15 protein-coding genes are annotated in these 19,178 nt (G+C 53.0%); all 15 read left to right on the top strand.

Annotated features, from left to right (window positions below; all coding sequences use genetic code 11):
- Positions 1-428: 428 nt before the first annotated feature.
- Positions 429-1,427, top strand: coding sequence for a UDP-N-acetylglucosamine 4,6-dehydratase (inverting) (gene pseB, locus AAZU54_RS20770; protein ID WP_434727601.1), 999 nt, complete (start codon positions 429-431; stop codon positions 1,425-1,427).
- Between the two features lie 3 nt (positions 1,428-1,430).
- On the top strand, positions 1,431-2,591 hold the full coding sequence (pseC, locus tag AAZU54_RS20775) for a UDP-4-amino-4,6-dideoxy-N-acetyl-beta-L-altrosamine transaminase (protein WP_434727602.1): 1,161 nt from the start codon (positions 1,431-1,433) through the stop codon (positions 2,589-2,591).
- Positions 2,588-3,283: a pseudaminic acid cytidylyltransferase gene (gene pseF / locus AAZU54_RS20780; protein WP_434727603.1), complete on the top strand. Its 696-nt coding sequence runs from the start codon at positions 2,588-2,590 to the stop codon at positions 3,281-3,283. Before pseC ends, pseF begins: the two co-directional genes overlap by 4 nt.
- A gap of 11 nt (positions 3,284-3,294) precedes the next feature.
- Positions 3,295-4,413, top strand: a complete 1,119-nt coding sequence (pseG, locus tag AAZU54_RS20785) for a UDP-2,4-diacetamido-2,4,6-trideoxy-beta-L-altropyranose hydrolase (RefSeq protein ID WP_434727604.1) — start codon at positions 3,295-3,297, stop codon at positions 4,411-4,413.
- A 63-nt stretch (positions 4,414-4,476) separates the two neighbouring features.
- The gene (locus AAZU54_RS20790; protein ID WP_434727605.1) at positions 4,477-5,703 is read left to right on the top strand and encodes a hypothetical protein; all 1,227 of its coding nucleotides are present in this window, start codon (positions 4,477-4,479) and stop codon (positions 5,701-5,703) included.
- Entirely contained in the window at positions 5,700-6,419 is a 720-nt protein-coding gene (locus tag AAZU54_RS20795; RefSeq protein WP_434727606.1) for an acyltransferase, read from the top strand. The genes AAZU54_RS20790 and AAZU54_RS20795 overlap by 4 nt, the downstream gene beginning before the upstream one ends.
- A 49-nt stretch (positions 6,420-6,468) precedes the next feature.
- A complete protein-coding gene (locus AAZU54_RS20800; RefSeq protein WP_434727607.1) occupies positions 6,469-8,232 on the top strand; it encodes an asparagine synthase-related protein in 1,764 nt (587 codons plus the stop codon).
- 64 nt (positions 8,233-8,296) lie between these two features.
- The gene (locus tag AAZU54_RS20805) at positions 8,297-9,643 is read left to right on the top strand and encodes a hypothetical protein (protein ID WP_434727608.1); all 1,347 of its coding nucleotides are present in this window, start codon (positions 8,297-8,299) and stop codon (positions 9,641-9,643) included.
- Positions 9,636-11,048: an O-antigen ligase family protein gene (locus AAZU54_RS20810; RefSeq protein ID WP_434727609.1), complete on the top strand. Its 1,413-nt coding sequence runs from the start codon at positions 9,636-9,638 to the stop codon at positions 11,046-11,048. The genes AAZU54_RS20805 and AAZU54_RS20810 overlap by 8 nt, the downstream gene beginning before the upstream one ends.
- 93 nt (positions 11,049-11,141) lie before the next feature.
- Complete coding sequence (locus AAZU54_RS20815; RefSeq protein ID WP_434727610.1) at positions 11,142-12,272, top strand: glycosyltransferase family 4 protein; 1,131 nt, start codon at positions 11,142-11,144, stop codon at positions 12,270-12,272.
- A 46-nt stretch (positions 12,273-12,318) separates the two neighbouring features.
- Entirely contained in the window at positions 12,319-13,425 is a 1,107-nt protein-coding gene (locus AAZU54_RS20820; RefSeq protein WP_434727611.1) for a DUF1972 domain-containing protein, read from the top strand.
- A 183-nt stretch (positions 13,426-13,608) separates the two neighbouring features.
- The gene (locus AAZU54_RS20825; RefSeq protein ID WP_434727612.1) at positions 13,609-15,030 is read left to right on the top strand and encodes a mannose-1-phosphate guanylyltransferase/mannose-6-phosphate isomerase; all 1,422 of its coding nucleotides are present in this window, start codon (positions 13,609-13,611) and stop codon (positions 15,028-15,030) included.
- Positions 15,031-15,175: 145 nt separating this feature from the next.
- Complete coding sequence (locus tag AAZU54_RS20830) at positions 15,176-16,561, top strand: undecaprenyl-phosphate glucose phosphotransferase (protein ID WP_434727613.1); 1,386 nt, start codon at positions 15,176-15,178, stop codon at positions 16,559-16,561.
- 87 nt (positions 16,562-16,648) lie between these two features.
- Positions 16,649-17,851, top strand: coding sequence for an O-antigen ligase family protein (locus tag AAZU54_RS20835; RefSeq protein ID WP_434727614.1), 1,203 nt, complete (start codon positions 16,649-16,651; stop codon positions 17,849-17,851).
- A gap of 71 nt (positions 17,852-17,922) precedes the next feature.
- Positions 17,923-19,074: an acyltransferase family protein gene (locus tag AAZU54_RS20840; protein ID WP_434727615.1), complete on the top strand. Its 1,152-nt coding sequence runs from the start codon at positions 17,923-17,925 to the stop codon at positions 19,072-19,074.
- Positions 19,075-19,178: the final 104 nt, after the last annotated feature.

Genomic DNA, 19,178 nt, shown 5'->3' on the forward strand with positions numbered 1-19,178 from the left:
TGAGGTAATGCCCAGCTAAAAAGTGGGCGATAATGTATGAATTTCAAGCGGCAGCGTTGCGGCGCTTGATGCGGTTTTTATGAAATGGAGGGTGAGGGATAGGTCGTTTTGTAGGTGGGCTGCTCAGTCGTCCCTAGCGCATTGAGTGTGTTATGGGCAAGTATTTCGCACCCAAGCGACACTGACTTGTACCAGCCAGCCAGGGCGCCGCCTGGATGCCGGGTTCTCAGGAAGGGAAGGGTCAATCCTGAGGCGCTGGTGGTTCCAAAGGGCTGCCCCGAGTAACGTTGATTTAATTAGCACAATTGCATCACCCGCGCGCTTTCTTACGATGCCGCACTGCAATGTTGAGGGCTGTAATTCTGAACGCAGTGCAGGCCGATTACTCCAACCTGATTTCGTTCAGGTCGCAACCAAGGGACGTTTTAATGTTCACCAACAAGACCATCCTCATCACAGGCGGTACCGGTTCCTTCGGTAACACTTTTGTGCCAATGACCCTCGCCAAGTACAACCCGAAAAAAATCATCATTTTTTCTCGGGATGAGATGAAGCAATGGGACATGGCCAAGAAGTTCGAAGGCGATTCGCGTGTACGCTTCTTCATCGGTGACGTGCGTGACAAGGACCGCCTGTACCGAGCGCTTGATGGTGTGGATTATGTCGTTCATGCTGCCGCCACCAAGATTGTGCCGACTGCAGAGTACAATCCCTTTGAATGCATCAAGACCAACATTAACGGCGCCATGAACCTTATCGATGCGTGCATCGACAAAGGCGTGAAACGTGTCGTTGCGCTTTCGACGGATAAAGCCAGTAGCCCGATCAACCTCTATGGCGCTACCAAACTGGCTTCGGACAAGCTGTTCGTCGCGGGTAATTCCTATGCAGGTGGTCATGACACGCGCATGGCGGTGGTGCGTTATGGCAATGTCATGGGGTCGCGAGGTTCGGTTATTCCATTCTTCATGTCGATTATGGACAAAGGTGAGTTGCCGATCACCGATGAGCGCATGACCCGCTTTATGATTTCCCTGGAAGAAGGGGTTGAGTTGGTCTGGCATGCCTTCGAAGATATGGAAGGCGGTGAGATCTACGTCAAGAAGATTCCGTCGATGAAGGTCACCGACCTCGCCCGAGTGGTGGCGCCAAATGCCAAGCAAAAAGTGGTAGGCATCCGCCCCGGTGAGAAGCTGCACGAGCAAATGATCAGTGCCGAAGACGCTTACTACACCTATGAATACCCTGAGCATTTCAAGATCTTGCCAGTGATCAACGACTGGGCAACATGCCCCGAGCGTATCAAAGACGGCAAGAAGGTTCCTGAAGGTTTTGTTTACTCCAGTGACAACAACACGGAGTGGATGAGCGATGACGATCTGCGTCAATGGATCGCCATTAATCAAGACAAAATCGGGAGCATCTGATTCATGATTCCATACGGTCGCCAGGACATCACCCAAGCCGACATTGATGCTGTAGTCGGTGTATTACAGTCCGACTTCCTCACACAAGGGCCTATGGTCCCGCTGTTTGAGCAACGGGTAGCGAATCACGTCGGTGCAGCCCATGCACTGGCGGTCAATAGCGCCACTTCGGCTTTGCATATTGCCTGTCTTGCTTTGGGCGTAGGGCCTGGCGATCGTGTATGGACCACCCCGATCAGTTTTGTTGCGTCGGCCAACTGCGCGTTGTATTGCGGAGCCGAGATCGATTTCGTCGATATCGACCCACGTACTTACAACCTGTGCCCGCAGCAGTTGGAAAGCAAGCTGGCGCAGGCCGAGCGTGCAGGCAGTCTGCCGAAAGTCGTTATCCCGGTACACCTGTGTGGTCAGCCTTGTGATATGCAAGCTATTCACAAACTGGCCCAGCGCTATGGCTTCAAGGTCATCGAGGACGCCTCTCACGCTATCGGCGGTAAATACCAAGGTGAATTCATCGGTAGCGGTAAGTACAGTGATATCACGGTATTCAGTTTCCATCCCGTTAAGATCATAACCACTGCAGAAGGTGGTATGGCCTTGACCAACGATGCCGAACTGGCCGGGAAAATGGCACTCCTGCGCAGCCACGGTATTACCCGCGACCCGCAGCAGATGACTCACGAAGCGGACGGCCCTTGGTATTACCAGCAAATTGACCTTGGCTTCAACTATCGCATGACAGAGTTGCAAGCCGCGTTGGGCGTCAGCCAGATGGAACGACTGGATCGCTACATCGCGCGCCGGCACCAACTGGCGGAGCGCTACAACGATCTACTCAGCACGTTACCTCTCGTGCTGCCTTGGCAGCACCCCGATAGTTACTCCGGTCTTCACCTTTATGTAATCCGTTTGCAGCTGGAAAAAATCGGTAAGTCGCACCGCGAGGTATTCGAAGCGCTGCGTGAAGCGGGGATCGGGGTAAATCTGCATTACATTCCTATTTATACCCAACCGCATTACGCGCGGATGGGCTTTGTACCATCGGACTTCCCGCATTCTCAGCAATACTACCGGGAGGCCATCAGTATTCCGATGTTCCAAACCATGACCGAGACCCAGCAGGATGAGGTCGTTGCCACGCTGGCAAAGGTTCTCCAGTCATGAGGCTGGCTGTGATTCCTGCGCGCGGTGGCAGTAAGCGCATCCCTCGCAAGAACATAAAAATGTTCTGTGGTAAACCGATGATTGCCTGGTCTATCGAGGCGGCGCTCGAGAGCAAATGCTTCGATCAGGTCATGGTTTCTACCGATGACCCGGAGATTGCTGAAGTCGCTCGTCAGTATGGGGCCAGTGTGCCCTTTTTGCGGCCAGCAGCATTGTCCGATGATTTCACTGGCACGATTCCGGTCATTGCGCATGCGACCCAGTGGTGGCTTGATCAGGGCAAGGCTTTCACTCAAGTCTGCTGCCTCTACGCCACAGCTCCCTTTGTTCGGGCAGAAGACTTGGCGCGCGGCCTGGAAGTACTTGAGGCGACTCACTGTGACTATGCTTTTTCCGTCACCAGTTATGCGTTTCCAATTCAAAGGGCCATCCGTATTACCTCAGTCAATCGCATCGAAATGTTCGAGCCTGCCAATTTCAACCAGCGCTCGCAGGATCTGGAAGAGGCTTTCCACGACGCCGGACAGTTCTACTGGGGAACAGCGTGTGCATGGCTGCAGGGAAAAATGATATTTAGCCAGCAGTCGGCGCCGGTAATCCTTGCGCGACACCGAGTCCAAGACATCGATACCGCAGAAGACTGGGTACGTGCCGAGTGGATGTTCAAAGCGATGCAATCAACTGACCAGTGAGGCCGCACGCGATGAAAGTGCTTTTTCGTGCAGATGCTTCGCTGCAGATTGGTAGCGGGCATGTGATGCGCTGTTTGTCGCTTGCTGACGCATTGCGATCGTCAGGTGCAGAATGCGAGTTCATTTGCCGAGCGCATCCTGGACACCTGATTGATCTTATCGAGAGTAAGGGCTTCAAGGCTCATGCGTTGATGGTTGAGACGACTGGCCAAGCGCCACAAACCGACTCAAGCGAAGCACTGCCTGCACACGCTCACTGGTTAGGCGTGTCATGGCAGCGTGATGCTCAGGAATGCGCTGAGATTCTAGTGAGCGAACAGCCTGCCTGGCTGGTGCTGGATCACTATGCCCTGGATGAACAATGGGAGCGTAGTTTGAGACATGCCTATCGCAAGTTGTTGGTTATCGATGACCTCGCCGATCGCTCCCATGAGTGTGATGTTTTACTGGATCAGAACCTTGGTCGTGAAGCAGCCCACTACTTGCATCGGGTTCCTGCCCGCTGCCAGTTGTTGGTCGGTGCGCAATTTGCCTTGCTCCGTCCAGAATTTCACCGTTTGCGCACGTTCAGTCTGCAGCGGCGCGCGAACACGTCGTTAGGTCACATACTCATCAGTATGGGTGGGGTAGATCTGCCCAACGCGACCCAAGCGGTGTTACAGGCATTGCGTCATTGTGCGTTGCCCGCCAACTGCAGGATTACAGTGGTCATGGGCGCAACAGCGCCATGGCTCAACGCAGTAAGCGCCCAAGCGCGATCAATGCCATGGCCGACCGAGGTGGTTGTCAATGTCAGCAATATGGCCGAACGCATGGCGCAGAGTGATCTGGCCATTGGCGCTGCTGGCAGCACTTCGTGGGAGCGCTGTTGCCTGGGGTTGCCGACATTGATGGTGACATTGGCAGAAAATCAGATTGCTGGAGCAACTGCCTTGCAAACAGCGGGTGCGGCGTTGTGGATAGGCGACGTTGCACGCATCGAGCAAAACTTGCAGCCGCTGGTTGCCGCGTGTTTGCGGGAGGGTGAGTTGTCCCGGATGAGTGCAGCCGCAGCAGCGATCTGCGACGGCCGTGGGCTGGAAAGCGTGGTGGATTACCTGACTCGGAACGAAGGTGGATCAAATGCCTAAACCGGTATTTGACAGTAGCCTAGCCAGTCTTTCAGATCTTTGTATCTCCATGATTTTGCCCGGATGGTCGGTGGCGTGATAACTAAAAGATATTTTGGGGCTTATAAAAAATTCTTGTCATACGCCTTGTTGAGCTACTGTGAGAAGGGCTTGATCTTCTGCTTCCCCTTGTTGTTTCTGTGGTTGACCAAAAGTCAGTCCGGCTACAACCAGGTGGAGTATGTGTTTGCAGTGTCCGCCATGTTGGCGTTATTTCTGGATGGCGGTTTACGGATCTACGTATTGTATGCCTATCGCCAGGGCCAGGAGTCGATGGAAGTAGTGCAGCGGTTGTTTAACTGCCTGCGGGTCATGATCAAGTGCTATCTGCTGGCTGCCCTGTTGATCTGGGTGGCGCTGTGGCTGGCATCTTCCGCGTATCTCCACGAATTTTCCAATGTGGCGGCAAGGTCACTATTTCTGGTGATGGCGGCATTTCTTGCCGTGCTTTACAGAATCAAGGATGACCCAGCTCGCGTGTTCTACTACACCATCCCGGTCTACTTGGTAGGGCTGAGCCTGCTCTGGCTGCTGGCGAATGCTCAAGAGAGTCAGGCCATTACCCTCGCGATCGCCGTGCCGCACTTGGTGTCTCTGTTCGTGGTGATGGCTTCTGGCAGACGCGCGGGCGAGCAGCGCTTCTCTGAAGTAAAGGCAGGCCTGATGAGCTCATTGGCCTACGCGTGGCCCGTTCTGCTAAGCGTGGCATTGGCCATGCTGATCGCAAATTTCGGGAAGATATACGCATACACGCACTTGAGTGAGCAGCAGATGTTCTCCCTCTCGTTCGTGCAACGTTTGGCGCTTATTGTCCAATTGGCACACATTTCCATCACCGGGTATCTGGCCAAGAAGTTGTTTGTCAGCGAGAGCCTTAGCTACCACTGTCGCACCTTTGCGCTCTATGCGGCTGCCTTGATGATGGCCTGTATCCTCTCGTTTATTTCGATTTACGTGTTGGACTACCTGAGCGTTCCAGTGCCTGTCGGCATATCGGGTCTGTTTCTGGTGGTCATGCTGTATGTCGTGTGTTGGTGCATTGCAGCCTACCTGGAGATCTACCTCAACAGGGCCAATCGCAATGGCAACATCCTGATCGGTACTGTGCTGTCGATGTGTGTCTACTGCAGCGTACTTTATCTGTTTGACTCTGATGTGCTGATGGCGTTCGCGGTGTCGATGGCTGCCAGCTCAATGTTTTACATGCTATTCATCTCGTTAAGCTTGGTTTGGATGAAGAATAAAAAATGAAGAAAATTATTGCCCTGATTATCGCGGTGTTGCCATTCAATGCTTTGCGGTTGATTTGCTATCGGCGCCTGTTGGGCTATCAGATAGCCCCCTCCGCCCGGATCGCACCGTTCAACGTGATTCTGGTTGAGCGCTGTGAGCTGGGCCGTATCACGATGGGGCCTTTCAACCTGATGCAGTTGAACGAACTCAAGCTTGCCGACAACGTCTCAATTGGGCGCTTCAACAGAATCAAATTTATCACCGCTTTGCACGTCGGTGCGTCCTCGCATATGGGATCTTGGAACGTGGCATTCGGCACCCGTCCCGGGGTATCGCCTTTCAAACTGCACGAGCAGTTGAAAATAGGCGAGTCCAGTGTCATCACAAGTCACCATTCATTCGACCTGTCAGATGAAATTACCTTGGGCGATGACGTGACCATCGCCGGTGACGGGACACAATTCTGGACCCATGGTTTCGACCTGAATCACGTGAAGATCCAGGCGCCCATTACAATCGATGATCATGTCTACGTGGGTTCTCGGGCATTAATCGTTCAGGGCGTGAAAATCACCTCCCACACCATGATCGGCGCAGGCACGACGGTATCAGGCTCCATCACCGAATCAGGCTTTTATGTCTCATCGGCGCTGGTCCGTAAATCGGATGTCGCTAATTACTCGAGCGCTCAGACAGTTGCCCATGGCGGTTACAATTTCGCACGCCGGGGATGACGCTGGCAACAGCGGATTGTCAATACAGTTTTGATTGGAGTCAGGAAACGTGAGCTATTTGTTCGATATCAAGCTAAGTGGTGGCGTTGCGGAGTGGAAAGATCACGTGCGTTCATTGGGTGACGTTAATCCTGGGCGTGGCGTGGATATCGAAGGCATCACGGTTCTGGCTGATTTCAGACCCTACGCGGGCTGCGATGCCAGCGTTGAGCTTGAACGTTGGGCTCGCTCGGTGCGGTCGGGAGCGCTTTATGAGCCAAATGGTGAATATGCGCTGGTTGCAGTCTTTGTTGAGGACAGGAAAGTCGTTCTTTCTCGTGACTGGTCTGGCGCGGGGGGGCTGTTTTATTCGATCGAGAAGGGCCGACTTATTGTCGGCACCAGTGTTTATGAAGTCCTCACCGCGCGAGAACAGCGGCGTTTTTCGGCGCTGTCCTGTGCTGAGTATCTGGCCTTTGAATATGTTTCAGAGCCAAACACACTCTTCGAAGACATTTTTGTCGTACCTCGAGGAAAAACGGTCACGGTTGAGGCAGGGGGGCGGGTGACGGTAACGGGTTGCAATCGCCTGGCGCCGGAGCGTGTGGACGTCGAGGAGGTCTACGGCGGCCTTCGACAGAATATCGTCGATGCCCATGCAAAGCGGGTAACCAACAATAATGGCATTTATCTCTCTGGCGGAATCGACTCATCGGTAATGGCCATTACCTTGAAACGCGATTTGGGCCTGCAGGATTTGACGGCTATTTCCTTTGCAACGGCCAATGCCGAGTATGACGAAACGGGTGATGCTCGGTCGGTAGCGGCACAGCTCAATATTCCGTTCGAGAGAGTCGAGGTCGACCCGAACCAAGCCGTCGACCTGCACGCGCTACTGGGCAAAAGTAATTTTCCTTACCCCGGCTTGCTTTATCTACAGGCGACCGCTCACCGTATGGAGGCGATAGGGCTTACCGGTATCAATATTTTTGCCGGGCAGGATACGCGCTTACATACGCCGCACTATAATTCCGTGGACCGGATGGCCCTGCATCATTTGCTCAATTATCCAGTGCTGCGCAAAGCTGTTGCGCTTGCGGGGGGCAGTCTCAAATCCCTGAGCGGGAATGGCCGTAATCGCCGCGGTATGCTGCGTCTGGAAATGATGCAGGATCTGTCCGCCTATGTAGCCAAGCACTTCTTCCATTACCATAAAGCCAGTCCTGTTTCGCAATCGACTACGGGTCAGCAATTGATTCGCGCGCTTGGCGAGGTTATTGACAATAACGTCGACTTTACCGAGGGGTCTCGGGAGGTCTTCAACGATATCGTCCAAGTTGCTTGGGACAGGCAGTACACGTCCGATATTGCCTACATGCTCGGTGGAACCCGTTCCTTCGGTAACCTTTGCAGTATGCCCTTCTACGATCGCAAGCTTTCTAACTTTTCTGCGGGTATCCCCATGCCGCTGGCGCTTAAAACCACGTCAGGCAGGGCAGGGCATGGCGCTGCGAAGAAGATGGTCAATAAATTTGTACTGCGTGAGGCGTACAAAGGGGATCTCACCAGCGAGATGATTTTCCGCGACAAGGCGGTGTGCGTCACCAACCATTTGTACCTCAACGGTTGTCTGAAAGCCTATGTCAGTGACTATTTCGAACGGCCGGTATTTTTGCAAGGCGAAATCGGCCACAGGCTGGGCCTGAAAAGCTTGTTTGACAAAGGCCTACAGAAGAACGGCCTATGGCAGGTCAATGAGTATGAAGAGGTTGTGGAAACGCATAACCTGTTGTTCCTCGAAACGCTAGCAAGAAAATACAGTGTCGAAACCTGAGGCGGGATGAAGGCACCCTTAGGCAGATGATGTATTTTAATGCAAGCACACGTGAAGATCGAACATGAATATTTGCTTTATCGCCAATTTTTACAAAACTCACTTCTTTCATGAAGTTGCTCAGCAGCTTGAACGGTCTGGAGTAAATGTCTACTGGGTGGTGGTCAATAAGAAGCTACACGATTTCCTGCTCGGGCATTATCCCGCTGAGCGGATTCTCTACCTGTCCAAGCAGAACGTCGGGATGCCAGCCGAGGTCGTCGGTGATCATCGGCTGAACGAGTTGGTTTATGGGGATCGTGTTCTGAAGTATGACGTCGCCAACGGCATATCGTTCTTGAGCCATATTCAAAGGCCTTTCTACGATTTTATACACAGGCACAGCGTGAGCCATGTGTTTGGTGAAGTCACCTGGGCTCATGAAATCTTGTTTCTGCGGATCCTTAGCCAACGGGCGGAACTGCAGTCGGTCTATCTATGCCCACACACTATTCGTATACCCGGCGGTCGCTTTGCTTTCTTCAAAGATGAGTTTCAGTCCGAATTTTATGAGAGCACAGGGCCTCGAGATGAGGCGGATGTCAGTCTGAATTTTGAAGTCAAAAAGCCAGATTATCTTCTGTTGAACGATGTGAAGCTGCATAAATCAAGAACGCTCAAGGAGCGGCTTGCCCGGGTGCGGCGTTTCATCAATCGAGAAAATATTGATCCTGATGATCCTTCTGTTATCGCCAGTCGCTGGAATTCATTCAAAAAACACGCGAGCGAGGAGCTGAATCGCGAAGTCTACAGGCTGGTCAAACGCACTGTCTTGACCCCAGAGTTACAAGGCAGGCCTTATGTTTTCATCGCCTTGCACAAACAGCCCGAGGCCTCGATTGACGTCATCGGCCGCTATTACGAGGATCAGTTAATGAATATCCTCAACGTTTGGCGCGCGCTGCCACAGGGGTGGTTTGTTTATGTCAAGGAGCATACCAATGCGATTGGCGACCGCAGCTACGGCTTCTATAAAAAGTTGCAGGCTCTGAGGAATGTCGTGCTTCTGGATGAAAAGGCGGATTCTCATCAACTGATCCTCAGCGCTCAGGCGGTGGTGACCGTCTCTGGTACCGTCGCCTATGAAGCTGCACTGTTGGGCAAGCGCTCGTTTACTTTCGGCCCGTGCTTCTTCAATATCTTTGAAAACTGTTCGCGGGTAACCCTTGATGACCTGCGTAATGATAGGCTGTTTCAGGACCCGCCAGCGTCCGTTCAGGATGGGGATGCTGCAGCACGTCAGTACGTCATCGATCACAGCTGGCCAGGTGCGATCAGTGACCCGGTCTCGAATCCACGTTGCATGGATGAGAGCAACATCTCTATGGTGTCTTCGGCATTTCTGAGAGTGATCACGGTACCCCATGGATAATGCCAATTACAGAAGCCAGTCAAAGAGTATTGAGCAGCTATTTTTTGTTTTTTACCTGCTCTGTTTTCCACTAGGCTATTTCTTTGTCTACGTCTCGGGGGCCGCCGCATCCCTCTTTGGCGTGTTGATTGTGCTTGGGTCGTACTTTTTGATTGTCGTGAAAAACCGCATCTATCCTGTGGTTTTCCTGATCGTCTACGCCCGCTGTATCAACGGTTTCGTGGTTCCAGGAGACCTGATGGTCTTCAAGGTGCTCAATGTTTTGACCGGATACTTCCCACTGCTACTAAGTGTTCTGCTCAATTTCAGGATACGTCGGTCGGAGTTGCGTTATCTACTGTTCAAACGTTACTGGATAACGTGCGCTTATACCCTGCTGCTGCTGGTGTATTTGCTCCCAAATGTAGCTGCTGGTGTGCAGCTATTCATTCCCCGTGTGGCGCCAATGCTAATGCTTATAGCAGCGTTGGTATTCCTGAAGGACCGACTGGAATGGCCTGAGATAACCGCGTTTTTCCGACTATTATTTATGTCGTGTGTGGTGGTTTATCTGACCGGTGATTACCTGGATAAGTCCTATGAGTTGCTGGCAAGTGGTACCGTTTTTTCAAAGCCGTTGACAGATCAGTCACTGGTCATGTTGGGCGTGCCGAGGATGCTTGGGACGTTCTGGGACTTCAGGATTCAAGGTATTTTTGCTGTTGTATTCGCGCTAATTGTGTTGATGCGACCAAGCTATCGGTTGAAGAAATTTGATGTATGCCTGGCAGGCGTTATCATTATTCTGAGCATGTCGCGCGGCGCAATCGTACTGGCCGGATTTGTCGGGTTCGGATACATGCTTTACAATTCGAAGTCGGTTTCAAAGATCGTGCTGAGAACACTGGCGGGGGGCATGTTTCTGGTTTTGCTCGGCGGCGTTTTCTTTGTGGCCGCGGGGGAGTACGCAGAAAATATCGTTGCTTCATTTGATATATTTGGCGACAAAAATGCGTTGTCTCAACGCGGCGGTTTTCGCGAATATGCCTTGGATGCATTCGTGCAAAATCCTCTTGGCGGTGGCATAGGTGCAATGAAAGCAGACGGGATTGATCGCCAGATACTGGTGGGTGAGGTCTTTTATGACAAGGTCAGTGACGCCTTCTTATTCATTCAGTTGGCCGAGGTCGGCATAGTGGGTTTTGTATTGTTTATCGCCTCGCTCTTTGAATTGGTGCACCGTAGAAATATGCTGACCCTCTGTTTGCTGGGGGGATTGCTGGTGCAAATGACGGGTACGGACATACCTGATATGGGCGTCTATTATTTCCTTCTGCTGTTTTTGTTGGTGTCGCTGCTGGACCGTTACTCCCCAGCACCGAAACAGCGCAGCAGACACGATCTGCGGGCTGCGCAGGCCAGCTAGGTTGGCTATGGCATTCAGGCTCGATTAGCGGGTCTGTAAACAATAATATAGATGCACGCCTCACTCGGCGTGCATGACGGGACTGAGGAAAGCATGGATCGTTTCAGAGTAGGTGTGGACTTCCATACATTTGACGGAATTTATCAAGGGAGCCGCAGCCACATTCTTGGTTTGTTCAAGGAAGCGGTCGTGCTGGCGCCGGAGATTGAGTTCGTTTTTTTCTTGAACTCAACTGAGCGCCTGTTGAGCGAATATCCTGAATTTAATAATCCCAACGTCACCTTGATATGCATGCCCTCTCGCCCAAGTCTGTGGCGTCTGGCCGTCCAATTACCCATGCTGCAGAAGCGGCATGCACTCGGCCTGTTGCACACTCAGTACCGATTGCCATTTTTGCCTTTGGGGCCCTGTGCCTGCACCATTCATGATGTTCTTTTTGAGAGCCATCCTGAGTATTTTTCAAAATTCTTTACTTGGCAGTCCAAGCTTTCATTCCGGATCGCAGCGTATTTCTCCACGCTGCTGTTCACCGTGAGTGACTATTCCAAACAGCAGATTGTTCAACGCTATTCAGTTGACCCGGAGAAAATCCAGGTGGTGTACAACGGTGTGGACTTCTCCCGCTTTCATCCAGGTGATCTGGGGCGCGAGCGGCTGGCCGAAGTAGGGCTTCAGTCGCGTGACTACATTCTCAATGTCGGTCGGCTTGAACCGCGCAAGAATCACGTGCGGCTGATTGAGGCGTACGCGAAGCTGGAAGGCGACGTACCCCCGTTGGTTTGTGTGGGGCAGCGAGATTTTGGCTACGATCAAGCGTTATCACTGGTGAACAGTCTTGGGCTTCAGGATCGCGTCAAATTCCTTGAGCACGTTGACGATCGGCTCCTACCAATACTGATGCGACACGCCAGATTCTTTGTGTTCCCGGCCATTGCGGAAGGCTTTGGCATGCCAGTCGCTGAAGCGTTGGCCAGCGGTGTGCCGGTACTCACCAGCAATACGACTTCAATGCCTGAGGTGGCTGGCGCAGCGGCTATTCTGGTCGATCCGCTGGATGCTGATAGCATCGCCAGAGGCATGGACCAATTGTTGTCGGATACTGCGCTTTCACAGCGTCTTGTAGAGGATGGGCTGCAGCAAGTTCAGAAGTTCGATTGGCGCCATTCTGCAGCGGTATTGGTCGAGACCTACAGATCCTATATTGCCCAGGCGCGCCGCGCCTGAGACCACGGTGCAGCGACCGTAATCATCTATTGATAAGTGTGAAACAATGAATTTGGTAGTTCTGGGTATTCGAGGCGTTCCGGCTGCACATGGCGGATTTGAGACCTTTGCTGAAAAGCTGTCTCTCCACTTGATTTCCCGCGGCTGGACGGTCACGGTCTATTGTCAGGAAGACGGCGATGGGGAAATCTACGAGTCCTACTGGGAAGGGGTGCGGCGCATTCACATTCCCGTTGCACGCAAGGGCGCGGCGGGCACCATAGTCTTTGACTGGCGCGCTACGTGGCATGCGCTGCGTCAGCCGGGTTTGATCCTGACGCTTGGCTACAACACTGCTGTATTTAATGTGTTACAGCGGATCAAGGGGCAGCCCAATGTCATCAATATGGATGGCATAGAGTGGCGCCGAGATAAATGGGGCCTGGTGGCCAAGACCTGGTTCTGGCTGAACGAGCGGGTCGGCTGTTGGGTCGGTAGTCACTTGGTCGCAGATCACCCCAAAATCAAGGAACATTTGGCAACGCGCGTGCGGGAAGCCAAGATCACCATGATTCCGTACGGTGGCGATGAAGTTTTGCAGGCTGATGTTTCCCGGCTAATCCCTTATGGGGTTGAGCCGCAGGGGTTTTCAGTGATTATCGCCAGACCCGAGCCGGAGAACTCCCTGCTTGAAATGGTCCGCGCCTTTAGCCTGAAAGAACGTCAGCACAAGCTGGTCGTTTTGGGCAATTTTGCCCCGAATGAGAACGCTTTTCATCGTCAGGTAATGGAGGCCGCCAGCGACGAGGTGCTGTTTGTAGGTGCCATCTACGAAAGCTCGATCGTACAGTCCCTGCGCTTTTACAGCCGGTTCTACTTGCATGGGCATCGTGTCGGTGGTACGAATCCGTCATTGGTTGAAGCGTTAGGCGCCAGCTGCGCGGTGATCGCGCACGACAACCACTTCAACCGTTGGGTTGCCGGGCCGGAGGCGCATTACTTCTCAGACGAAAGCAGTTGCGCTCAGTTGTTTGACCAGTTGCTGGACGATGAGCAGGCTGTGGAGCGTATGCGTAGTGCTAGCCGGGCCAAGTTCCAAGAGCGGTTTACCTGGCCGCAGGTTCTGCAAAGCTACGAAGCGTTGCTGACCCAGTGGCTGCCAGACGACAGATAGTTTTTTGGCTTGACCTTCACCCTGCGCAGATCTGAATTGGCCTGTTACGTATTGATGCTGTTTTTCCGAGCATCTGGGTGTGAAGGAGCCTGAAATTCAAAGGGTTACAGCACGGCGTAGTGGAAAAACTGGATCCATCCTGAGACGATGCGCGGTAATGCTTTTTGCAAAGGACAAAATTCTATGCTGTATCCAGTCATTATGGCGGGCGGTTCCGGGTCACGCCTTTGGCCATTGTCTCGTCAGCTCAATCCCAAGCAGTTCTTGCCTTTGCTCAACCCCGAGCTGTCGATGCTTCAAGAGACCATAAAACGTCTTGAAGGTCTGGATATCGGCTTGCCCAGGTTGATCTGCAACGAGCAGCATCGGTTCCTGGCGGCGGAGCAATTGCGCCAGCTTGGCATGGAGAAAGCCAATATCTTATTGGAGCCGATCGGGCGTAATACTGCGCCGGCAATTGCTCTGGCTGCGCTTCAGGCTGTTGATGATGACGCTGATGCAATTCTGCTGGTGTTGGCCGCAGATCATCTTATTGAGGATGTTGCTGCGTTTCAGCAGAGCGTCGCGATGGCTGAAACGTTGGCTGTCGCCGGCAAACTGGTCACTTTCGGGATTGTGCCGGGCTCGGCTGAGACTGGCTATGGCTACATCGAAAGAGGTGAGGAGCTCGTGCAAGGCGGTTTCGCAGTTAGTCGCTTTGTGGAAAAACCGGACTTGCTGACCGCCCAGCAGTACCTGGCATCGGGCCGGCATTTCTGGAACAGCGGCATGTTCATGTTTCGTGCTGAGCGATACCTGCAAGAGCTGGGGCGTCATCGTCCGGATATTCTCTCTGCGTGCCGTGCTTCGATTGCCGGTGGTGAGCAGGATATGCACTTCACTCGCGTCGACGCGCAGGCGTTTGCCGCGTGTCCGGATGACTCCATCGATTATGCAGTCATGGAAAAAACCACCGATGCAGTGATGGTTCCCTTGAACGCAGGCTGGAGTGATATCGGCTCTTGGTCTGCCCTGTGGGAGGCCAGCGAGAAGGACAGTGATGGCAATTTTTTCAAAGGCGACGTGCTGCAGGAGAATACCCACAGCAGCTATGTGCATGCTGATCATCGCCTGGTCGCTGTAGTGGGCGTGGACAACCTGGTGATTGTCGAGACCAAAGATGCTGTTTTGGTTGCGCACAAGGATCAAGTCCAGAGCGTTAAGAAAATAGTCGATCAACTCAAGCGTGATCAGCGCCACGAGCACACCAATCATCGAGAAGTCTACCGACCATGGGGGATGTACGATTGCATAGACAATGGTGCGCGCTATCAGGTCAAGCGCATCACTGTCAATCCGGGTGCGAAACTCTCGGTTCAAATGCACCACCACCGGGCCGAGCACTGGATTGTTGTCAGTGGTACCGCACAGGTGACAAATGGTGAGAAAACTTACCTGGTAACCGAAAATCAATCGACGTACATACCCATTGGCCAAGTGCATGCGCTGGAGAACCCCGGTGTCATTCCCCTGGAGCTGATTGAAGTTCAATCAGGCTCTTACCTGGGGGAGGACGATATTGTTCGTTTCGAAGACAAGTATGGGCGCGTAAAACCCAATAACTAGCGAGCTGGGAGGTTGCAAGAGGCACGCAGCGCGCGCCCCTGCAAGCGACTGGCACACTGCACGGCAGTAATCATTAGGTGCCGGTCTGGCCGAACTTGATATTGACGCCTTGGCTTAAAATGACATCGGGGTTTGTATAAAGGACATGCAAGTCATTCATCGCTATCAGCCTACTTTCGCCGAGCGCTATCCCGTTCCTTTTATCGTGGCGCTCCTGGACATGCTCATAGTTATCGGTTCCGGCATGGCGGCCCATGAATACCGCTTTGGCACCCTGGACATGACGGGCCGTTACAACACCGCCACGTTGATTAGCAGCATCGTCGTCGTGCTATGCCTGGCGCTTGGGGGGGTCTATGGCTCGCAGCGAGGCCACTCGTTCTGGCGACAGTTGAGTATTCTCATCGTGTGCTGGTTGTCGGCGGCTGGAATTTTGCTGGCATTGACCTTCTTTCTGAAAGTTTCAGATAACTACTCACGTATCTGGTTTTCCTCGATGCTGGCCATCGGCGGCTCATTGTGCCTGGTCATGCGGCTGGTGGTGTACCTGACCTTGCGTCGGGTGCGTGCGTCCGGGATGAACTTGAAGTCGGTGCTATTGGTAGATAGCGGTGGGCTGTCAGCCGGTCAGCTAAATAATGGCGATACGCTCGATGAGTACGGTTTCCGCATCGCGGCCAATCTTGAGTACAGTCCTGATGCCGAATGGTCGAAACGGCTGATTGAGCAGATCGAAGAGCACCGCGTGCATGAAGTCTGGTTATGCCTGCCGCTGAGTGAAGGGGGGGCGATTCGCTCAATCATGTATGAGTTGCGCCACCACACGGTGGCGATTCGGTTTATTCCGGAGTGGGGCGATATTCGCCTGCTCAATCATAAAGTAAGCCACATTGCGGGTCTGTACTCGTTGGATCTGAGCTGCAGCCCCATGGATGGTCCGGCGCGGCTGTTCAAGCGTTTGGAGGACCTGGTGGTGGGCAGTGCGATCATTTCATTGATCTTGCCTGTTTGTCTCATGGTTGGCGTGGCCATCAAGGTCAGTTCCCCGGGGCCGATTTTGTTCAAACAGTACCGCATGGGGATTAATGGTAAGCGCTTCAAGGTGTACAAGTTCCGCTCGATGGTCGTCCACAAGGAAAAAGAGGGGGATGTCACCCAGGCCACTCGTAACGATACGCGGGTTACCCGGGTCGGGGCATTCTTGCGGCGTACCAGTCTGGACGAGTTGCCGCAGTTTTTTAATGTCTTGCAAGGACGGATGTCGATCGTTGGGCCGCGTCCGCACGCGTTGGCACACAATGAATATTACAAGGACCTGGTAGAGTCCTACATGCAGCGGCACAAAGTAAAACCAGGCATCACCGGCTGGGCTCAGGTCAGTGGTTACCGCGGCGAAACCGACACGTTGGAAAAGATGCAAAAACGCGTCGAGTATGACCTTTGGTATATCGAGAACTGGACGCTCTGGCTCGACCTGAAAATAATTTGGCTGACGGTGTTCAAAGGTTTTATCAATAAGAATGCATTCTGATTTAAGATTTTGCGATGGCGGAGCAGTATGATAACTAGTAGTAGGGTGTTGGCCTCGACCACGAGTGAAAGTAAGTGGCGAGTGGCAATGGTTTGGGCGCTGTCGTTAGGGCTGTTCATTCAACTCAGTGGCAAGATCTGGTTGGAGTCGACCAGTGCGCGCAATGCGCAGGTATATATCTGGTTGTTGGCGCCTGCGCTGATCTACTGCGTACATAAAATAATCTCCCGATCCCTGCGCTGGCCGGATTGGCAGTACGTTCCATGGTTGCTGTATTTACTCTGGGTAGCGTTGAGCACCTTATGGGCGACAGACGCCGATGCTGGGGCGTGGTCGTTGGCAAAGCGCGGGCTGTTCATCGGTCTCTACCTGATGGCCATTCATTGCTTGATGACACAACATCAATGGCTATTGCGCCGTGCCTTGCTTGCCGCCGTTGCCGTCATCGCTCTGAGCGCAGCGGTCAGTCTGGTCTATCAGTTTGGTGTCCTTGATCGGCCTCTGTCATTCAGGGGTTATCGCATTGATCGATTGGGTATCGGTAACTTTGCCAACTTCGGATGGCCAGTCGCTGCTGGCATCTTTCATGGTGCTGTTGCGACGTGGGCGCTTGGGGTAGCGTTGGACAAGCGGACACGCCCCGCGCTAAGTCTGTTCTGGCTCGCCGCCTTCGTCGCCCTGGCCGGATATGTCTTGTTGACCTACACCCGAGGGGCGTGGATTGCTTTGGCAGTCTGCTGCATTCTGATCGTGGTTATTCAGAACTCCCGACGCGGTTGGCTGGTACTGGCAGCGGTTGTGTTGGTGGCGTTGGTTGCAATTATCCTGTCCTGGGATCATTTGCTCCTTGAGGTGCAAAGACGCCAGCTGTCTGGGCGCGCCAAAATCTGGGAGTACTTCTACGCGGCGATGACGGACCACTGGACTATTGGCTACGGCTTGGGCACACCGTTCAGATTCGTGTGGCCAAATGAGGTTGCCATTTCGCCGCATGCGCACAGCCTCTACCTTCAACAGATCTATGACAGCGGTATTGTCTCATTGGCGTTGATGTGTGCAGGACTGCTCGGGTTGACCTACAAAGCCTGGCAACTCAGAAGTCATCCTTGGGTACAGCTGGCCTTTCCCGCGCTGGTCTTCGCGTTGATTGCAATGCTGACCGATGTTGAGCGGATCTTTACCAGGCCAGGCGATTACTGGACAGTATTCTGGTTACCTGTTGCAGTGTTGCTGGCAGTGCCGAGTCGCCGCAAGACAGAAGACAAACCGCCTGTTTCGGATGGGCGCTAACGCGTCCTATCGAAGGTATCCATCAGGGCAGTGTGGCAGTGGCTGCACTGCCTGCTCAAAGGTAAATAGTCATGCGCGACGATCATAAGGAAAGCCAGCGGTTCCACGCACTGGACAGCTTCAGGGGCATCTGTGCGCTGGCCGTTGTGGTTTTTCATATGCACGTGCTCGGAGCATTCTCTGAATTACAGGTTTTCAGAAGTGCTGACTTGTTTGTCGATTACTTCTTTGTTTTGAGTGGGTTCGTCTTTTCTTATTCTTACGGTCAGCAACAGGGGTTGGAGATCAAAAGGTTTCTGGTCTCAAGAACCTTTCGATTGTTTCCGTTGCACCTATTGATGCTTGTGGTCTTTGTGGTTTTCGAAATCGCCAAGTTGCAGGCTGCGAAAAAAGGATTCGTTTTCAACAATGAGCCCTTTACCGGAGAGTATGCCTACTCGCAGATACTGCCCAACGCGTTGCTGGTGCAGTCGTGGACGACGCTTACCGAAAACTACAGTTTCAATTACCCGTCGTGGAGCATCAGCATTGAGTATTATATGTACTTACTCTTTGCCCTCATTGTGCTCTTGGCTTTCCGGGCCAGGTATCTGCTGTGGGCGGTCGTTTCGGTGGTCGCCTTCATGGACTTGCTGATGGGGTCTGCATTCTTCACGCTACCGGCAGCAAAGGGACTTTCGTGTTTCTTTGCTGGTGCATTGGCGTATTTGCTATATCGTAAGTTGAGTAAGGCTTGGGTGCCAGGCTACCGTCTGATGTCGGTTGTCGAGTTTGTTAGCGTTGCTCTAGTTGTTGCACTGCTCTCCTCTAATCTTGAGGCGCGCTCCCTGATGTGTACACTGTTATTCTGCGTGACCGTTGTAGTGTTTGCCTTTGACAAAGGGCTGTTGTCACAGTGGCTGGGCAATCGATTGTTTGGGTTTTTGGGCAAGTTGTCCTACTCGATTTACATGACCCATGCGGCAGTTCTGTTTTGCTTCGTTTCGCTGTTTATAGTGGCGCAGAAGTTTTTAGGACGCCCCCTCGCCCCAACGATCAGTGGTACCCGGTTCCTGGACAGCGGTAGTGTCAGCGTCAATAACATGATCGTGTGCGCCGTGATTGTGTGTGTCGTGCTGGTCTCAGCACTGACTTACAAGTATGTCGAGCTGCCAGGGCAGAAGTTCGGGCGCAGGTTGCTTGGGGCTTCTCAAGTTCCTGGTAAGCGTCCAGTGAGTAGCTAAGTAATAGGGTTGGCGGGTCTAATCTGGCTGGATAGAGCAGGCGCTTCGGCGGGCGTTGCTGTCGACTCTGGACAGCGGTCTTCACAGCGCAGGTGAAGACCGCT

The sequence above is a fragment of the Pseudomonas sp. Je.1.5.c genome (genome assembly GCF_051129895.1).
In the GTDB taxonomy this organism is placed as follows: Bacteria; Pseudomonadota; Gammaproteobacteria; order Pseudomonadales; family Pseudomonadaceae; genus Aquipseudomonas; species Aquipseudomonas urmiensis.